This window comes from Acinetobacter sp. ANC 4779, assembly GCF_004331055.1.
Taxonomy (GTDB): domain Bacteria; phylum Pseudomonadota; class Gammaproteobacteria; order Pseudomonadales; family Moraxellaceae; genus Acinetobacter.
The window spans coordinates 150,460-168,065 of sequence record NZ_SJNU01000006.1 but is presented as its reverse complement, the minus strand read 5'-3'; the positions used below and the strand labels follow the sequence as shown (position 1 = coordinate 168,065).

At 38.6% G+C, this 17,606-nt stretch carries 13 protein-coding genes and 1 pseudogene; 10 read left to right on the top strand and 4 right to left on the bottom strand.

Translation table 11 applies throughout. The features are described from left to right. Window positions 1-29: 29 nt before the first annotated feature. Together yccS (E0H80_RS09040) and yccS (E0H80_RS09035) are read right to left on the bottom strand one after the other, a co-directional pair. Window positions 30-2,204 carry a YccS family putative transporter gene (yccS, locus tag E0H80_RS09040; RefSeq protein WP_131365078.1) on the bottom strand — a complete coding sequence of 725 codons (2,175 nt, stop codon included), beginning with the start codon at window positions 2,202-2,204 and terminating at the stop codon, window positions 30-32. A gap of 136 nt (window positions 2,205-2,340) precedes the next feature. Further along, the gene (gene yccS, locus E0H80_RS09035; RefSeq protein ID WP_131365076.1) at window positions 2,341-4,506 is read right to left on the bottom strand and encodes a YccS family putative transporter; all 2,166 of its coding nucleotides are present in this window, start codon (window positions 4,504-4,506) and stop codon (window positions 2,341-2,343) included. Window positions 4,507-4,647: 141 nt separating this feature from the next. Here yccS (E0H80_RS09035) and E0H80_RS09030 point away from each other — a divergent pair, with 141 nt between their 5' ends. Further along, window positions 4,648-5,865: a multidrug effflux MFS transporter gene (locus E0H80_RS09030; protein ID WP_131365073.1), complete on the top strand. Its 1,218-nt coding sequence runs from the start codon at window positions 4,648-4,650 to the stop codon at window positions 5,863-5,865. 94 nt (window positions 5,866-5,959) lie between these two features. Here the strand turns inward: E0H80_RS09030 and E0H80_RS09025 are convergent. Next, window positions 5,960-6,665, bottom strand: a pseudogene (locus E0H80_RS09025) (nitroreductase). Between the two features lie 389 nt (window positions 6,666-7,054). Between E0H80_RS09025 and E0H80_RS09020 the strand changes: the two are divergent. Both E0H80_RS09020 and gltS read left to right on the top strand, forming a co-directional pair. Then, complete coding sequence (locus E0H80_RS09020) at window positions 7,055-8,329, top strand: DcaP family trimeric outer membrane transporter (protein WP_131365071.1); 1,275 nt, start codon at window positions 7,055-7,057, stop codon at window positions 8,327-8,329. A 589-nt stretch (window positions 8,330-8,918) separates the two neighbouring features. Next, the gene (gene gltS / locus E0H80_RS09015) at window positions 8,919-10,160 is read left to right on the top strand and encodes a sodium/glutamate symporter (RefSeq protein WP_131365069.1); all 1,242 of its coding nucleotides are present in this window, start codon (window positions 8,919-8,921) and stop codon (window positions 10,158-10,160) included. A 56-nt stretch (window positions 10,161-10,216) separates the two neighbouring features. On the opposite strand, the gene chrA is transcribed toward gltS, so the two are convergent. Next, window positions 10,217-11,425, bottom strand: coding sequence for a chromate efflux transporter (gene chrA / locus E0H80_RS09010; RefSeq protein ID WP_131365066.1), 1,209 nt, complete (start codon window positions 11,423-11,425; stop codon window positions 10,217-10,219). A 139-nt stretch (window positions 11,426-11,564) separates the two neighbouring features. On the opposite strand from chrA, the gene E0H80_RS09005 reads away from it, so the two are divergent. From E0H80_RS09005 to E0H80_RS08975, 7 genes are all read left to right on the top strand, one after another. Continuing rightward, the gene (locus tag E0H80_RS09005) at window positions 11,565-12,557 is read left to right on the top strand and encodes a patatin-like phospholipase family protein (RefSeq protein WP_131365064.1); all 993 of its coding nucleotides are present in this window, start codon (window positions 11,565-11,567) and stop codon (window positions 12,555-12,557) included. A gap of 326 nt (window positions 12,558-12,883) precedes the next feature. After that, the gene (locus tag E0H80_RS09000; RefSeq protein ID WP_228259974.1) at window positions 12,884-13,081 is read left to right on the top strand and encodes a hypothetical protein; all 198 of its coding nucleotides are present in this window, start codon (window positions 12,884-12,886) and stop codon (window positions 13,079-13,081) included. A 364-nt stretch (window positions 13,082-13,445) separates the two neighbouring features. Further along, complete coding sequence (locus E0H80_RS08995; RefSeq protein WP_067868282.1) at window positions 13,446-13,964, top strand: acyl-CoA thioesterase; 519 nt, start codon at window positions 13,446-13,448, stop codon at window positions 13,962-13,964. A 133-nt stretch (window positions 13,965-14,097) separates the two neighbouring features. Further along, entirely contained in the window at window positions 14,098-14,667 is a 570-nt protein-coding gene (locus tag E0H80_RS08990) for a TetR/AcrR family transcriptional regulator (protein WP_131365062.1), read from the top strand. 27 nt (window positions 14,668-14,694) lie between these two features. Continuing rightward, window positions 14,695-15,885, top strand: a complete 1,191-nt coding sequence (locus tag E0H80_RS08985) for an MFS transporter (RefSeq protein ID WP_131365060.1) — start codon at window positions 14,695-14,697, stop codon at window positions 15,883-15,885. 12 nt (window positions 15,886-15,897) lie between these two features. After that, window positions 15,898-16,791, top strand: coding sequence for a LysR substrate-binding domain-containing protein (locus E0H80_RS08980; protein WP_131365058.1), 894 nt, complete (start codon window positions 15,898-15,900; stop codon window positions 16,789-16,791). 185 nt (window positions 16,792-16,976) lie between these two features. Then, the gene (locus E0H80_RS08975) at window positions 16,977-17,591 is read left to right on the top strand and encodes a glutathione S-transferase family protein (RefSeq protein ID WP_131365056.1); all 615 of its coding nucleotides are present in this window, start codon (window positions 16,977-16,979) and stop codon (window positions 17,589-17,591) included. Window positions 17,592-17,606 lie beyond the last annotated feature (15 nt).

Below are 17,606 nucleotides of genomic sequence, written 5' to 3'. Positions count from 1 at the left end.
GTGAGTATATTGTTCCAAAATCATTCGAATTATAATGAGGCCAATTCGGTGGCCTTATCATCTCGATCATGACTCAAGCTTTGCTTTAAGCGACTGAGTTGTTTCAGAATACTTAGCATCAAAGATAATTGCTGTAAAACAATCAGCGATTTCTGATCATCTTCATTATTTTGGCTTAAGCGTTGACGAATCGTATTCAGCAGGTTTTGTGCTGTCAGATCGGGAACTTCATCTTTTAATAAAGAACCTTGGATATTCTCTAAAGCCAGATCTAAAAGGTTTAACACTTCCTGATCCTGTATTTTTTCACGATGTGCCCCGAGCGCGGCAATATAGCTTAGCAGGGTGTGATTCAAACATAAGAATTCAAAAGCCAGACTTTTTTGTGTGGGATCGATATCCGGCTCTGTGGCTAAGGTTGAAATCAGCGAGGCAACTTCAGCATCATTATTGTTTGCAGCACGACGTACCACACGATATTTAAGACCGTGATTACGCCCATATTTATACTGTTCGATCACTTCTGCAAGATAGTCAATTTGCGCACTCAATGAGCGCTTCATGGTGCGTGAGAGACGGCGGAACTTCCAGTCGGGGAAAATAAAACTGACTCCAAACCATGCCAAAGCACAGCCAATTAAGGTATTAATCATGCGGGGTAAAGCGGCATCAAAGCCCATTCCATCCAGATTAAAATTAATCAGCGCAAGAATGGTAATAAACGCGGTGGCCTGGGCATACTGTTTACTGCGCAATTCAAAGAACAGCACGCCACTCAACACTAATAATAAGAGTTGACCTTCAATTGACGGGATAAAGTACAAAACCGCATAACCCAGAATAATACCCACTAAAGTCCCGACTATACGCAGGCGTAAACGACGTTTGGTGGCATTGAAGTTCGGTTGGCTGACAAAAAGGGCAGTCAGTAAAATCCAGTAGCCATATTCAATCTGGGTTACTTGAACAAAAATATAACCAATAAGCAGAACAATCGAGACCCGTATTGCATGCCTAAACAGCACAGATTCCGGGGTTAAGTGCTGTTTGATGCGGATCACCACATCATCCCAGCCTTTTAAGTCGTCATCTTTCAACTGGTTTTCAATATGTTTGGTTTTATCAAGCTTGATATAACGTTCGGTTTCTACATTACGCAGTTGGGCATCAATCGACTTTAAATTTTGATACAGGGAAAATAGTGCGTTGATCGAGACTTGGTCATATTGTTGTTCAGCACGTAATTTCTCTAAAGAGAGTTTTAAATTGGCAAAGGCAGGCTTAAAGCGCTTGTTATGCTGATAGGTTTCACGGTGCAAAATACTGTAACTTAAATCTTTACAGGCTTTGGCTTGAATGAATAAAATTCGTTGGAAGCGAAACAGGATATCGCTATGTTCAAAAATTTTAACCAGTTTTTGATAATCAATATGCGCTGAATCGGCACGTTCATGAATATCTTGCGCGACAAAATAATATTGCAAGCTGCGACGGGTATCTTTTTGTCCACGGTCACCCTTTAAACGGGTCAAAAGCGCAGTTTTCATTTCATTGAAAATGCCGACCAGTTTGCCATTTTCCAAAGACAGCTCAATCATGCTTTGTTGATAACTGTTTGGGGTCATGTCGACATCAAACAGATTCGATTTTGCAAACAGAAAATCTCCCAGAGATGAATAACACTGCGACAATTTATCTTGTACTTGGCGAACTGGAAATAACAAGAAACTGATGGTTGAAATCAGCCCATACCATGCCGCACCTGCCACCAAAAGCAAGGGTTGGCTATACCAGTTATCAAATAGCTCCACACCTAGCATCGAGTAAACTGAAATGACCAGGCAACCATAAGAAATGGTGGCATAACGACGCCCCAGTGAACCCAGCAGAATCCAGCCAATACAGGAAACAATCAGGCCTAAGGCAAATAAAATCGGATAAGGAAATAAGAAGTAAATCGAGCTGGCGGTAATAAAAAAGCCGATATAAGTATAAATCAGGTTCATGATACGAACCGAAAAACGGTCGTCAATATCACTTAATCCAGCTGCGACCACGCCTAAGGTCAACGGGATGGTGAGGAGTTGGTTACCTAAAAGATAAGGAACAAAGGCTGTACCCGAAAAAGCAATGATCATGCGGATGTTGTACATGAATGTTGTGTTATAGGTTGCTTTACGAAGTCTAATGAGCCAGCTATTCAAGATTAAATCCTTATCAAACTTTCAGGTCAAACATATTGAAAACATTTGAATACGTTTATGGATTTAAAGACGTATTCAATGAAGTCTACTATGGAAAAATATTTTTTATATAGTTTATGCATCTATATCGTTAAGTTTATGACGTTGCAAAATCATTGATTTTCGGTCTGCACAGCTGTTGTTTTAAATGGTTCAATTGCGGCAACATGCTAAACATCAATGAAAGCTGTTGAATAACGATGAGTGATTTAGAAACATCAAGATCAGATTCATTTAAGTGCTGCTGTACTGTATTTAAGACAGTATAACTATTGAGGTTTGGCATTTCATCACTCAAAAAAGTAAGTTCAATATCTTTCAATGCCAAATCAAGTAAATCCAGAATTTGAGGTGCTTCGATTATTTCACGATGAGCGCCCAATGCGGCAATGTAACTTAAGAATGTATGATTTAAACATAAAAATTCGAATGCTAAAGCTTTATGCGTTGGATCATAGTCAGGCTCTGTTTCAAGGGTGGAAATGAGTGAGGCAATCTCGGCATCTGTATTATTGGCAGCACGACGCACCAATCGATAATTTAAACTATTATTTCGACCTTCACGATATTGAGTAATCACTTCTGCTAAATATTCACTTTGCGATTTTAAGGAACGCTGAATCGTTCTTGGTAAGTTGCGAAACTTCCAATCTGGAAAAATGAACAGAATACCGAGCCATGCGAGGAAACAGCCAATAATTGTATCGATTAAACGTGGAATAGCTGCTTCATAGCCTACGCCATCAAAGTTGAAATTAATTAAGGCTAAAATCGTGATAAATGCGGTAGCTTGCGCATATTGCTTACTACGCAATACTAAGAAGAGTGCACCACTAATCGTGAGTATTAATAGTTGTCCGACCAAAGAAGGTACAAAATAAAGCACAATATAACCAATAATAATGCCGATAAAAGTCCCTGAAATTCTTAAATATAAACGACGTTTGGTGGCATTGAAATTAGGTAAACAGACAAAGACTGAGGTCAATAAAATCCAGAAACCCGATGGAATATTGGTAATCTCAACCAGAACATAACCGACAAAAAGAACAGTAGATAAACGAATCGCATGCCTGAATAAAATAGATTCGGGTGTTAAGTTTTGCCTGACTCGAATCACAATATCAGACCAGCCTTTTAAGTCATCATCATTTAATTGGTGGTCTAGAGATTTGTCATGGTCATGTTTTATATGTTGTTCTGTTTCGATATTATTCAGTTGATGATCAATGGCTTTCAGATTTTGATAAAGAGAGCTTAAAGAATTAATCCAACTTAGATCATAAGTTTTCTCATCCCGAAGTTTTTCGATTGAACTTCTTAAGTTTTGAAACTTGACTTCAAATTCTGGATTATGTTTATAAAAATGACCATGTAAAATGCTATCGCTTAAATCCTTGCAGGCTTTTGCTTGTAAAGAAAAGATCCTTTGAAAGCGGAACATGATATCGCTATGTTGGAAAATTTGGGTAAGTTTAAGATAATCAAAATGGGAGGAGTCAGCACGTTCATGTATATCTTGAGCTACAAAATAATATTGCAGGCTTCGACGTGTATCTAGTCGGCCACGGTCACCTTTCAGCCGAGTTAATAAGGTGCTACGCATTTCATTGAACATGCTCACCAAATGACTATTTTCAAAAGACAAACTAATCATACTTCGCTGATATGTTTGAGCTGTCATTTCAACATCAAACAAATTTGATTTTGCAAAGAGCACATCGGCTAAGGATGAATAGCAAAGGGACAATTGATCTTGTACTCTGCGGATAGGGAAGAGTAAAAAAAAGATCGTAGAGATTAAACCGTACCAGACCGCGCCAGAAACAAGCAGGGCTGGTTGTACATACCATGGTTCAAATAGATGTACGCCCAGCATTGCATAGACTGTCACCACCAAGCATCCATATGATATTGACGCATATCTTCTACCCAATGAACCCAATAAGATCCATCCGATACAGGCGACAATAAAGCCACACGCAAACACAAAGGGGTAAGGAGATAAAAGCTGTACGGCAGTGGCAGTAATGAAAAAACCAATGTAGGTATAAATCATATTCATTATTCTGACCGAGAAGCGATCATCGATGTCGCCTAAGCCTGCGGCAACCACTGCTAATGAAAGAGGAATAGTAAGTATTTGATTACCGATTAAATAAGGAAAAAATGCAGTTCCCCCAAAGATAATCAACATACGTATTGTGTATAGAAATGTGGTGTTATAGGTTGCTTTTTTCAGCTGAACCAACCAAGTATTCAAACCCCAATCCTTAAAGTGCTTTATTTTTCGATGCGGATTATATGATGAATATAAGATGAATATTCACTTATCTTTAGCAGAAATTTTATTATGTTCGGTATAGACTTGAAAATATACAGTCTTCAATTTGAATAACAGCAGATGTCGAAAATTATAGATAGACAGCAGTATGCGACGAGTTGGATCATTCTATTGGCTTTATTGACCTCTTTGGGTCCTTTATCCATAGATATGTATCTACCCGCCTTACCGCAAATGGCAAATGATTTTGGGGTTAGTACACAAATAGTGGCCAATACTTTACCTGCCTATTTTTTAGGTCTGGCATTGGGACAACTGATTTATGGGCCTTTGAGCGATCGAATTGGCCGTAAACCGCCCCTGTATTTTGGTTTGATGCTTTATATCGTAGCAAGTCTGTTATGTGTCTTTGCAACTGATGAATGGAGTTTAATTGCAGCGCGTATTTTACAGGCCGTTGGGGGCTGTGTCGGGGTAGTGATTGCCCGGGCTGCTATTCGTGACCGTTTGGACATGCAAGCTTCTGCACAAGCCTTTGCCAGTATGATGATTGTAATGGGGATTGCACCGATTATTGCGCCAAGCCTAGGCGCAGTCGTATTGAAGTTTTTTGCGTGGCAGGCAGTCTTCGTCTTTTTAATGTTGATGGGTGTGGTCTGCTTGCTGTGCGTCCACTTTTTCTTTAAAGAAAGCTTGACGCCTGAACGCCGTTTAAAATTGAATCTCAACCAGATATGCAGGCTATATGCGACCATTTTTATTGATCGCAGTTTTAGAGTGCCGATGCTGGCGGGCTGTTTTTCGGGTGGCGTATTATTTTGCTATATCAGTTCATCGGCTTCGGTATTGATGGATGATTATGGTTTGAATCAGCAGCAATTCGCTTATGCCTTTGGTTTAAATGCCTTTGGTATTATGTTGTTATCTACGTTAAATAAAAAACTGGCGCATCGATTTTCGGTACTCGCTCGTTTGAAAATAGGTGGCATGCTTCAACTGATAGGTGCATCTATTTTATCCATTGCCGGTCTGATCGGTCAGATCCCATTGTGGATGGTACTCTCAGGCATGTTTTTGGCGGTTGCGGGGATTGGCTTTACAGGACCGAATGCGATGGCTTTGGCCATGTCGGAACAAGGGTCGCGTGCAGGAACCGCCAGTGCCATTATGGGGAGCATGCAGTTTGCCTGTGGTTTACTCGGTGGTGTGATCCTGAACTTCCTGATTTGGAATTCACTTTTAAATATGGGTTTAGTGATGCTCATGTTTGTAGCTGTCACTTTGCTGGCGATCATGCAATTAAATCCGCCTACACCCCATGAGCAAGCAAAAACTTAAGCTTAAAAGCTCAAACAAAAAATGTAATAAAAAGAGACGTTATTAAAGGTCTCTTTTTATTGTTAGATGAATTGAACCGGTTTATTTATCCCACTTACTTATCCAGAAATACAGTAAATTCTTCAACTGCAATACGTGGGTAATAAAGCTATTTACGATATCGTCCGGATCTGCATAACCCAAGGCAATGGTACAGACCAATTCTTCATCTTCCGGAGCATTCAGTACATCCAGTACAATGGCGTCAAAATGATTCTAGGCCACTTGAGGGCAGCTATCCAGACCCCGTGCTTTAGCCGCGATCATGATGTTTTGAATCAGCATGGAAATATCCATTTTAGAGCCAATCCCTATAATCTTATTCACGGTAAAATATAGAGCGATAGGCGCATCGAATCACTGAAAGTTACGCAATTGTTGACGCGCCATTTGTTCTTTTCGCCTTTTTGGATATTTAATAACCGATATAAACCCCAGCCATTTTCACGGCGTCGCTCAATAAACGGTGAAATATACGTTTCTGGATAATCGGCAAAAGCCTCTTTGGATTGATTGGCAAGTGCTGGCTGGGTAGTCAGTTCCATTTGTGCTTTATATACCCGTTCAATCATTTCATCACGTTTTTTCCCAGTTAGCACATAAACTTTCCAAGGTTGTGTATTGGTGCCTGAGGGTGCCCGACTCGCCACAGTTAAAATGTCTTTAATAATTTGCGGATCAACCGCTTTATTTAAAAAAGCCCGTACGAAATGACGTGAAGTAATCGCATCATCAACATGGCGAACTTGTTGCAAATTCATAAAAACTCTTTTTGAAATGAGTTTTTTGGAACTAAGTCCCTATATACATTAGTCTAGTATTTAAACATGAGACTTTGTATGGTTTTTTGCTAAGCTAAAGAATCTGTTCACTATTTTTAAAGAAAGAGCTAAAAAGAAGATTGTTTTTCAAGCATTGCTTAAGAAAACTGATTTTAATCAAGCAGAGAACTTGATAGATTGAGGGCTACATATAGCTTACATATGTTGTACTTTTATAATACATTAAGCTTTTTCACTGTACTAATAAGCAGAAAATGCAATGATTTTTAAAGCTTTTTATAATTTTAAATCATGATTTTTTCATTGATTTTTCGGGTTTTTAAGGGTCAGTTATGCACGGATGCGAAATATTTAAATTGGAGATTAGAATGAGTCGCTTACTCAACGGTAAATTGATGGCTAAAAGTTTAGCATTAGCAGTGACTGCTGTAATGGTAAGCACAGCACATGCAGGAAAAACTGAACAACAACAAATTCAAGAACTACGTCAAGAAGTTGAAACATTAAAATCTTTAATGCAACAGCAACATCAAGTTCAACAACAGCAGCAAACTCAAATTGAGCAAGTTAAAGCTCAACCTGTTCAGCTTGCAGCCGCACCAGCAGCTAAACCTGAATTAACAACGGGCTTTAAAACTAAAGCCGGTTCAAGTGTAAACCTATATGGTTTCATTCGTGGCGATGCCAACTATATTATTGAAGGTGCGGATAACGATTTTAACTCGGTTCATACTAGTACGGGTACGACAAAAGATAAATTACGTGCGACAGCGAAAACTACCCGTATTGGTCTTGATTTTAATACCCCAGTAGGGGACGCACAAGTCGGTGGTAAAGTTGAAGTTGACTTTGCAAGTGCGACTGAAAATTTACGTATCCGTCATGCTTATTTAACTTATAACAACTGGTTATTTGGTCAAACCACATCTAACTTCTTGTCTAATCATGCACCAGAAATGATTGACTTTAATACCAATATCGGTGGTGGCACAGCACGTATGCCTCAAGTACGTTATAGCCTTAAGCTCGCTCCTGCTACTCAGTTACTTATATCTGCAGAAAAGGGTGATAGTTCTGCTACAGATATTAAATACAGCCTGCCAAACTTAACTGCAAAATTAACTCAGGGCTTTGCAGAAGGCAAAGGTTCTGTTTCTGCACGTGCGTTAGTTGAGAATTATAAATCAACTGCTGCAGATGAGAAACAAACAGCCTGGGGTATAGCTGCAGGGGTGAATTATCAAATCACTGATCCTTTAAAAGTATCGGCAGATGTTTCACATGTAGTGGGTAACAGCAATTATTTATATGGCAGTAATTCAGCTTATGTAGTTGATCCTGTGAATAACAGTGTTGAACAGAATGAGTTTAATGCTGTTCAGGTCGGTGCAACTTATAAAATTTCGCCTAAGTTACGTTCAACATTGGCATATGGTGCACACTTTGCCGATGATGGTACTGACTACGCACGACTTAATACTGCAGCGAATGAAGAAGTACAACAAGCATGGATTAACTTTATCTATTCACCGGTTAAGCCTATTGACTTAGGTATTGAATACCTTAATGGCAAACGTGATACCTTTGCTGGACAGTCATTTAAAGATAACCGTGTAGGTTTAATGGCGAAATATAATTTCTAATCAAAAATTTTAGAAATATCTAATAAAAAAGAGGCGATTTATTCGCCTCTTTTTATTTATGCTTTCACAATATGATGAGTTGTTTATAAAAAATCTTTAATTTATAAGAAATAGACTTTAAACAGCCTGATTTTTCGCAATAAGCAAAATTGTAAAAAAACAGAGACATTAATTAGAAAATCTGGATAATATATCCTTTTTTGAACATTACTTGGCGTGATAGCTTTATCATCGCTGAAAATGCATGTCTATTTTTGCATATCCTGCAGAAATTGGCATGATGAGGACTAGAAGCTTTAAATGAGACGATCTCTCATGAGTAAGCGGGTTAGTAGGGATTTAAGGAAATGTTCTTTCTTTGAATTCCAACAATATGGTAACTTGCGTCGTCTTTTTTATATTTTTCATCTTTATGAAAAAATAATCTCCTTGTTCGTAGTTTCATCAAAATGAATTTTTCTATATTCCTTTTTGTTGTACAGCTTTTATTTTATTTGGTCTTTACCAAATGATTCTTGAGCTTTTTTTCTTTCAAGAAATACTAAGGCTATAGAACAAAAAGAATCCAACTATTTTATGGACAATGATGATGGAATTTACTTTTAATGCCTTTTATACGCTCATTGCAGCGGTAATCGTTCTTTTATTGGGACGGTTTCTTGTCAATAAAATTGATTTTTTAAGACGTTACAATATTCCCGAACCCGTGGCCGGTGGCCTAGTGGCTGCAATTGCTTCACTATTTGTGCACAATATTTGGGGTCTGAGCATCTCTACGAGTACTGAACTCCAAACCAGTTTTATGCTGATTTTCTTTGCCTCTATTGGTCTAAGTGCAAATTTTAGCAAGTTAAAAGAAGGTGGTTTGGGTCTGGTGATTTTCCTGGTTTGTGTGGCTTCATTTATTATCGTGCAAGATTTTGTCGGTATTAGCTTAGCGACTTTACTAGGAATCGATCCTTTAATTGGCCTAATTGCGGGTTCGATTACCTTGACGGGTGGGCATGGTACGGCAGGTGCTTGGGGTGAAATTCTAGAAGTTGAACATGGCATTCAAGGTGCTCTAGCCTTGGGTATGGCCAGTGCAACTTTTGGTTTAATCATTGGTGGCATCATTGGCGGTCCTTTGGCCAAAATGTTGATTAACCGTCATCAACTTGCCCAGCCACGTAGCAATAAGCAAAGAGAAGACCGTGATTCAACACTGAATGCCGATACCGATTCAACTGAATTTACCCAATTTGAATATCCGCATCAGGTGCGTTTAATTACGGCTGATAATGCGATTACCACTTTAGGTATGTTTGCGGCATGTTTAGCTTTTGCTGAATTCATGACTGGCTTTAGCAAAGGAAGCTGGTTTGAGCTTCCGACCTTTGTATGGACTTTAGCAGGCGGTGTAATTCTGCGAAATGTGCTGGAAGGGATATTTAAAGTTAGAATTTTCGACCGTGCAATTGATGTATTCGGAAATGCCTCTCTATCGCTTTATCTCGCTATGGCATTACTGTCTTTGAAGTTATGGCAATTGTCTGATTTGGCTGGCCCATTGGTGGTTATTCTGGGTGCTCAAACATTAACCATGGCATTTTATGCGGCATTTGTGACTTTCCGCGTTATGGGCAAAAATTATGATGCTGCCGTACTTTCTGCAGGACATTGCGGTTTTGGTATGGGGGCGACACCTACTGCCGTAGCGAATATGCAGGCCATTACCAATATGTATGGCCCTTCGCATAAGGCATTCTTGATTGTTCCATTATGTGGCGCATTCTTTGTCGATTTAATTAACGCTACCGTCATTCAGGTGATTCTTAAGTTTTTTGTATAAGTCTGAATGTATTTCTAAAAAGCCCTAGCAATCTAGGGCTTTTTTATTATTGAACATTATAAAAAGGTCAGAATGAGTTGGTAGGTCATAAAACTACCAATTAAGCTCAACCAGACGGGCAGCTTGGTTTTGAGTAAGGCGATGACTACAGCAACAAAGATAAGATCAGTAATATTTACAATATAATGTTGTGCCATTTGTATGACCATACACAGTAAAAGACCTACCACTGCCGCATTGATTCCCACCACTGCATGACGAATATCGGTTTGATTCATTAACCATGACCAATAGGGCAAAGTTCCAAAAACAAGAAAAAAGGAAGGCAAAAATATGGCTAAGGTAGCGATACAGGCATTGAGAATCGGATATGGGGTTAAAGGTAGGAGTGCACCCACATAACTGGCAAAGCTGAATAAAGGACCAGGCATGAGCTGGGCAAAAGCATAACCTAAATCAAATTTCTCGGCAGGAATTAAACCCGTTGCAACGAAATCCTGATGTAAGAAAGGTAGAACGATATGTCCGCCACCAAAAACCAGAGAGGCACTACGATAGAAGCTTTCTACAGTTTGCAGCAATATACTGCTGTGCTGCCAGTTCAGAACGAGAAAGATGAAAAAAGGCAGTATGAATAGAATTAACCAAAGATAGGCATGAGATCTTTGAGGAAAAAAAATAGCGATGCTGAAAGAATCTTTTTCTGTTTTATTTTCTTTGATTTTAGACAATCTGGGGCTTAAATATATTCCCACCAAGGCGGCTATAAAAATTACTATAATTTGATTCATTGGCAGCGGGACAGTGTAAATAAATAAGGTCGAACCCAGCATTAAAATGTATTGCCAGAGACGGCTACAAAAATTGCCCAGCATCTGCCAGAACGCCCAAGCCACTACAGCCAAAACAATCAGTTGAATACTATGAAAAAATTCTGAAGAAAGCAGCGGGAAAAATTGCTGACCCAATACTGCAACCATAGTCATTAAGATTGCTGAAGGTAAGGTAAAACCTAACCATGCAAGCACTGCACCCCAGTAGCCTTTTTTTACATAGCCAATCGCCAAACCTACCTGACTGCTGGTTGGGCCAGGTAAAATTTGTGCCAAAGCCAGCAGTTGGGCATATTGCTGGTCATCTAACCAGTTTAATTGCTTCACAAAAGTGTGATGAAAAAACACCAAATGCGCCGCTGGCCCACCAAATGCGAGGCAACCTAATTTTAGAAAAGTCAGGAAAATAGTGCGATAATGAAGAGATGGCATAGGCAAATTCATTCGGAGCGATCTTTTAAAGTTTAGTATTTTTTGATGGCAGTTTAACGAAATACTACAATGTGAAAAACATATAGTTCTTAAACTGTACGACTTTTAAAAGATAAGCTTATTAATCTTTGGGTGGTTCATGATAAATATCAAATTTGGTTATATTGCTTTAGCTGTAGTAAGTGTAGCGGGATGCCAAAGTGTTCCATATTCTAAGCTTACTGTAGGTTCTACAGGCTTATCTGAATCTCCCAGTGTAGATGCACAAGTACATGCCGACCGCATTGACTTTAAAAAATTAAAAAAACAGGAAAATCGTCCGATTGTTGCTTTGGTGCTCGGGAGTGGCGGTGCGCGGGGCTATGCGCATATTGGTGTCATTCAAGTATTGGAAAAACAAGGGATTCATCCTGATTTTATTGTAGGGACCAGTGCAGGAAGTATTGTTGGCTCTATTTATGCCAGTGGTAAAACTGCGACCGAATTGCGTGATATTGCCTTGAATATGAAAGCCCAGGATGTGCGTGATGTAAAACTGGATATAAAAGGTTTTTTTGACGGCAAAAAAGTTGAAAACTACGTTAATCAACAAGTAAACAATACCCCGTTAGAATTGCTTAAAACCCCGATGTATGTGGTAGCGACACAATTAAAAGAAGGCAAGAAAGTGGTCTTTAATTATGGCAACACCGGGCAGGCAGTACGTGCTTCAGTGTCTATTCCCAGCATGTTCGTTCCTACTAAAATCGGTGCAGATGAATATGTCGATGGTGGCCTGGTCAGTCCTGTACCTGTAGATGTGGCACGTGATCTGGGTGCAGATATTATTATTGCAGTAGACATTTTGGCTCAACCGATGCATACCGAAACCAGTAATCTTTGGGGCTTATTTAACCAAAATATTAATATTATGCAAAACCATTTGGCCAGTGAAGAGCTGAAACATGCAGATATTGTAATTCAGCCTGATTTAAGAGAAAAAGCACATATTTTTGATGTCAGAGGCCGTGAAATGACCATACGAGCGGGCGCAATAGCAGCACAAAATCAATTAAATGCTATTTCAATTGTATTCAGTCAAAAACACTCTAGAACTGCAACTCCAATTCAACAATTGAGTGTGCATGATTAGTGGGAAGTTTAAATAAATTGAAAAAAGGAATGCTAAGAACCAAGTATAAATTTTATCATGAAGCCTTGTTCCTGTTTTTAATGCAGTCATAAGTATTTTAATTTCGATTGATAAGTATGCAAATTAAGCTGGATTTTAGTGTAAAGATAAATTAATCAATTGATATTACTGAGTAAAATTAATTAAGTGTCTAAAAGTTTCATACTATAATATTTTTATATTAATATGTTTTTGTTCAATGATTTAAGTTTACCGCTGAGTGAAAAGTCAATAAACTCAACTTTATTAGAGTCAATATGAAAATATATTTTTGTAAGGTGAGTTAAATGAATAACAGCAGGATGAATATAGAAACACTCAGCATCGGGGATAAAGTCAAAATGGCAACAATGGAACATCTTGTTTTTACAATAACTGCAGAAAATGCGGATGGTACCTTAAGTATTGAAACACAGCTCGATCAACAGAATGTGCTCAGTTATGGCAATATTTCCAGAGAGATGTTACGTAAAATCGTTGCTTAATATTATCGAATAGGCTGTATTCTATTATTGCACCCTTAAATTCTTAAAAGAATATCTGTAAATAGATTTTATTGAGTGTTAATTATACTCACCAGCTCATTATTTAAAAATGGAAGGGTTTAAAATTTATGCGCGTGTATTTTTTGTAGTCAATTTTTGAGTATTTATTCTATAAAACAAGGATAAATTAAAAATATAGTAGATACAGTATGTTAAATAAACAGTTATATATTTTTTTGAATGATACTAAAATCACTATAAATAATAATGATGATTATATTGCCGATTTTGACATTCTATTTCGTGGAAAAACGATATAATAATGGCTTAATACTATTGTCTATCCGAGAGTCTAGAGAACGCGATGTCCCCATTAGATCAAATTGCTCCAGCATTAGATGACCAGTCTGAATTAACTATGTCGGTTTTAATGACCCCAGATATGGCTAACTTTTCAGGTAATGTTCACGGTGGAACAATTTTAAAATTGTTGGATCAAGTCGCATACGCATGTGCCAGCCGTTATTCCGGGAGTTATGTGGTGACTTTATCGGTTGATAAAGTCAATTTTAAAGAACCGATCCATGTGGGAGAATTAGTCACTTTCCTGGCTAGCGTGAACCATGTAGGGCGTACCTCTATGGAGATCGGGATTCGTGTAGAGGCACAGAATATTCAAAAACGTACCGTCCGCCATACCAATAGCTGTTATTTCACTATGGTTGCTGTAGATGAAAATGGTAAGCCACAACAGATTCCAGCGCTCAATTTAGATAATGACTGGAAGCGTTGCCGTTTTGAAGCGGCTGAACAGCGCAAAGTGGCACGTCTTCAAGAAAATCATCATCCATCGTGTAGTATTTATAAGAAAACTTCACAGTGATAATAAGCATTGAATGAAAAAAGGCCGCTACTCAGCGGTCTTTTTTTTGATATGAAATGAGGGGGATGTCTGTACAACTAGACTCAATCGGCATATTATAAAACGATACGTATCGTTTCGTTTTGGTGATTTCATGACTGAAGTAGAAGTAGAAAAAACGTCACGCCGTAAGCAATGTATTTTGAAAGCTGTTGTCGCAGCATTAGAAGAATATGACTACAGCCATTTAACTGTAGAAGATATTGCTGCACGTGCAGGGGTGGGAAAATCAACAATTTACCGCTGGTGGAAGCATAAGTCTGATTTGGTTTTCGATGCGTTTAAAGAGCACACCGCTTGTGTATTTGAATTGGATTTTCAACAAAGTTTGCAATTTAATCTGAATCAGCAACTTTTAAAGTTGTCGCATGCATTGAATCATCCTGTTGGACGGGCACTCTTGGTCGTCATGGCAGAGCATCGTGAAGCTGCAGGTGAATTCTTTAAACAGTATTTATTGCCGCGCCGTGAGCAAACCCGCAAGCTGATTCAAATCGCCATTCAACGTCATGAAATTATTGCTGACTATCCATTTGAGCTGATGCTGGATGCGCTGTATGGTCCTATTCATTATCAGATTATTTTTTTCAATCGTATGCCGGATGAAACGTATATTCAAAATCTAGTGGGTTTGCTGATGCAACCCGTTCTGATTCAAAAGTAGCGCTGCGCTACACGGAAGTGGGTCATTATGTCTGCAACGAGTACCGGGCGTTTATGGAATCGCTCTTTTCTATTGTGTCTGTTTAATAACCTGTTTTTATTTACGTATTATTATGCGCTCTTGACCATTTTGCCGATTTACATCATGAAGGATTTAGGAGGGACGGTCAAAGAAGCAGGTTTGGCACTGACCTTATTTCTGCTGTCTTCAATTGCAGTTCGCCCATTTTCCGGATTGATTGTTGAAAAATTGGGAAAAAAGATATCCTTTCGCGGTTCCGAGTTTTTATTTGTCCTTTTTTCTTTTAGCTATTTGTTTGCAGATAGCATGTGGACTTTACTGATTATCCGCTTTGTTCACGGCATCTGGTTTAGTGTATTAACCACCGTGACCGTGCCGATTGCCAATGATTATATTCCGGATCATCGTAAAGGTGAGGGGATGGGCTATTTTGTCATGTCGACTAATCTTGCCGTGGTATTTGGCCCGTTGATTGCCTTAACCGTGCTTCAATTTACCGACTTTATGATGCTGTTTGCCATTTTAAGTGCTGTGATCTGCCTGGGCTTTATTTTTTGCTTAATGGTGCCGGTACAAGAAAATAAATGCGATAAATTACCAAATAAAGTAGAAGAAAAACGGTTGGGTTTGCATGATATTATTGAAATGCGTGCAGTTCCGATTGGCTTTGTCGCATTGCTGACTGCATTTGCCTATTCCAGTATTATGAGCTTCATTACCGCATATAGTGAATCTAAGGACTTACTCGCCTATACCAGTTTATTTTTTATTGTATTCGCTATTTCCATGATTGTAGTAAGACCGTGGGTTGGAAAAATTTATGATCGTAGAGGTGCCAGCGCCGTCATTTATCCTTCGTTTATTTTCTTTGCTTTAGGCTTGGTGGTGGTGAGTTTTATTTCAAACCAATGGATTCTTTGGCTATCTGCGATATTTATTGGGATTGGTTATGGTTCATTATTTCCCTGTTTTCAAACTTTAGCGATTCAGTCTGTGCCCAAGCAGCGAATGGGGCATGCAGTCTCGACCTTTTTCACCTTGTTTGATTTGGGCATGGCTATTGGTTCGGTAGTTCTTGGTTTGATCATTGCCTATTATGGTTATCAACTGACTTATCTATTCTGTGCTGTCATTACTGTGGCAACCTTATGTGTCTATAAATACACAGTTGCAGCATCACTTAAACAACCCAAATAAAGAGGTACGGCTGTGGAATTACGTCATTTACGCTATTTTGTTGCAGTGGCAGAAGAGCTGAATTTTACGAAAGCTGCACAACGTATGTGCACGGTACAGCCCTCTTTAAGCCAGCAAATTAAAGACCTTGAACAGGAAGTTGGCGTGCAATTACTGATTCGGTCGAATCGTAAAGTAGAACTGACCGAAGAAGGCAAAGCATTTTTAAAAGAGGCACTTCTAAGTCTGGAACATGCTGAAAAGGCCATTCAAAATGCCCGTCAAATTGCCAATTTAAACAAAGATCAGCTGAATATTGGCTTTGTTCCGGTAGCGGAAATGAAAATTTTTCCATATATCATGCCGAATATTCGGGCACATTTTCCTGATATCAAAATTAACTTTCACAGTATGACTGATGCCAATCAATTCAAGGCGTTAAAGAAAGGCGATATTGATATTGCTTTTACTCGCTATATTGATGAATCAAGTGAACTTGAGCATGTGCAAATTTTTAGTGAGCCTTTGGCTTTAATTGTGCCGAAAGATAGCCCGATTGCCGAGCAGCGTCTCGTCAGTATCAAGAGTTTTAATAATCAAGATTTTATTGTGAGTGATGAAATTGCTTCGCCTCAACTCTATAAAATTATTACCGATTTCTTTAAGCAATCGAAACTGAATGTGAATGTGGTACAGCAATCAACCAATATTTTATTGAATGTGAATTTAGTTGGAATGGGTGTCGGTTGGAGTCTGGTACCGGCTTATGTCATTCCATTGTTGGGTGACAAAATTGTAGTGAAAAACACCATTGAGCCTTTGCCGATGATTGACCTGTATGCCAGTTACCGAAAAGGTCAAAAAAATCAAGTGATTGAACTGATTTTGAAAATATTGAAAGAACAGTTTTATATGGGGTTTTTTTAAAAATTAAAATCATCGATGTTGCGCAATGCTTTAATAATTAAAAGATATCGCGCAGCATCACAGTGTTTCACAGAACCATTTCTCCCCATTCTGTGTATAACAACGATGCACAGAAGCACAATGCACAAACTGTTTTAGCGCTTTATACTTATATTTAAAACAACAAGATAGATTGAACAAAAATGATGAAACTGTATAACAATTCACAATCACGTGTAATGACGCTTTTTCCTTTGCTAAAAGAACTGGCAATTGAAGATCAGATTGAACAGATACAAGTTCCCTATGAAGAAATGCATCGAGCTGAATATTTAAAGATTAATCCCATGGGGAAAGTGCCGTGTCTGGTCGATCAAGGAGTCGTGATATCAGAAGTAGCTGCAATATTTACCTATTTGGCAGATAAATACAGTGAAAAAGGTTTGGCACCTAGCTTAGATGATCCCAAACGTGGAGCATATTTGAAATGGAGGTTCTTCTGTCATGGCCCCTTGACCGAATATATGGACTTAAAGAGTCTTGATGTGTCTAAAGAACAAATTGAAAAGAGAAAAATCGGCTTGGCCTTTGGTCATGAGGAAACGTTATTCGCTTTCCTAAAACAGGTCATGCAACAGGCCAATCCGTATTTGCTCGGCGAGAAAGTTTCAGCAGCAGATTTATATCTGGCTTACTGGCTAGTCTTTGCAATTTCTTTCAAACTCTTACCTTATCTGGAGGAGTTCAAGCCTTTTATTCAACTCATCGGAAGCCGGAATTCGATGAAAGATATACCGTGGTTTCAAAAAATAAATACGTGATACCATTTTTGCTAC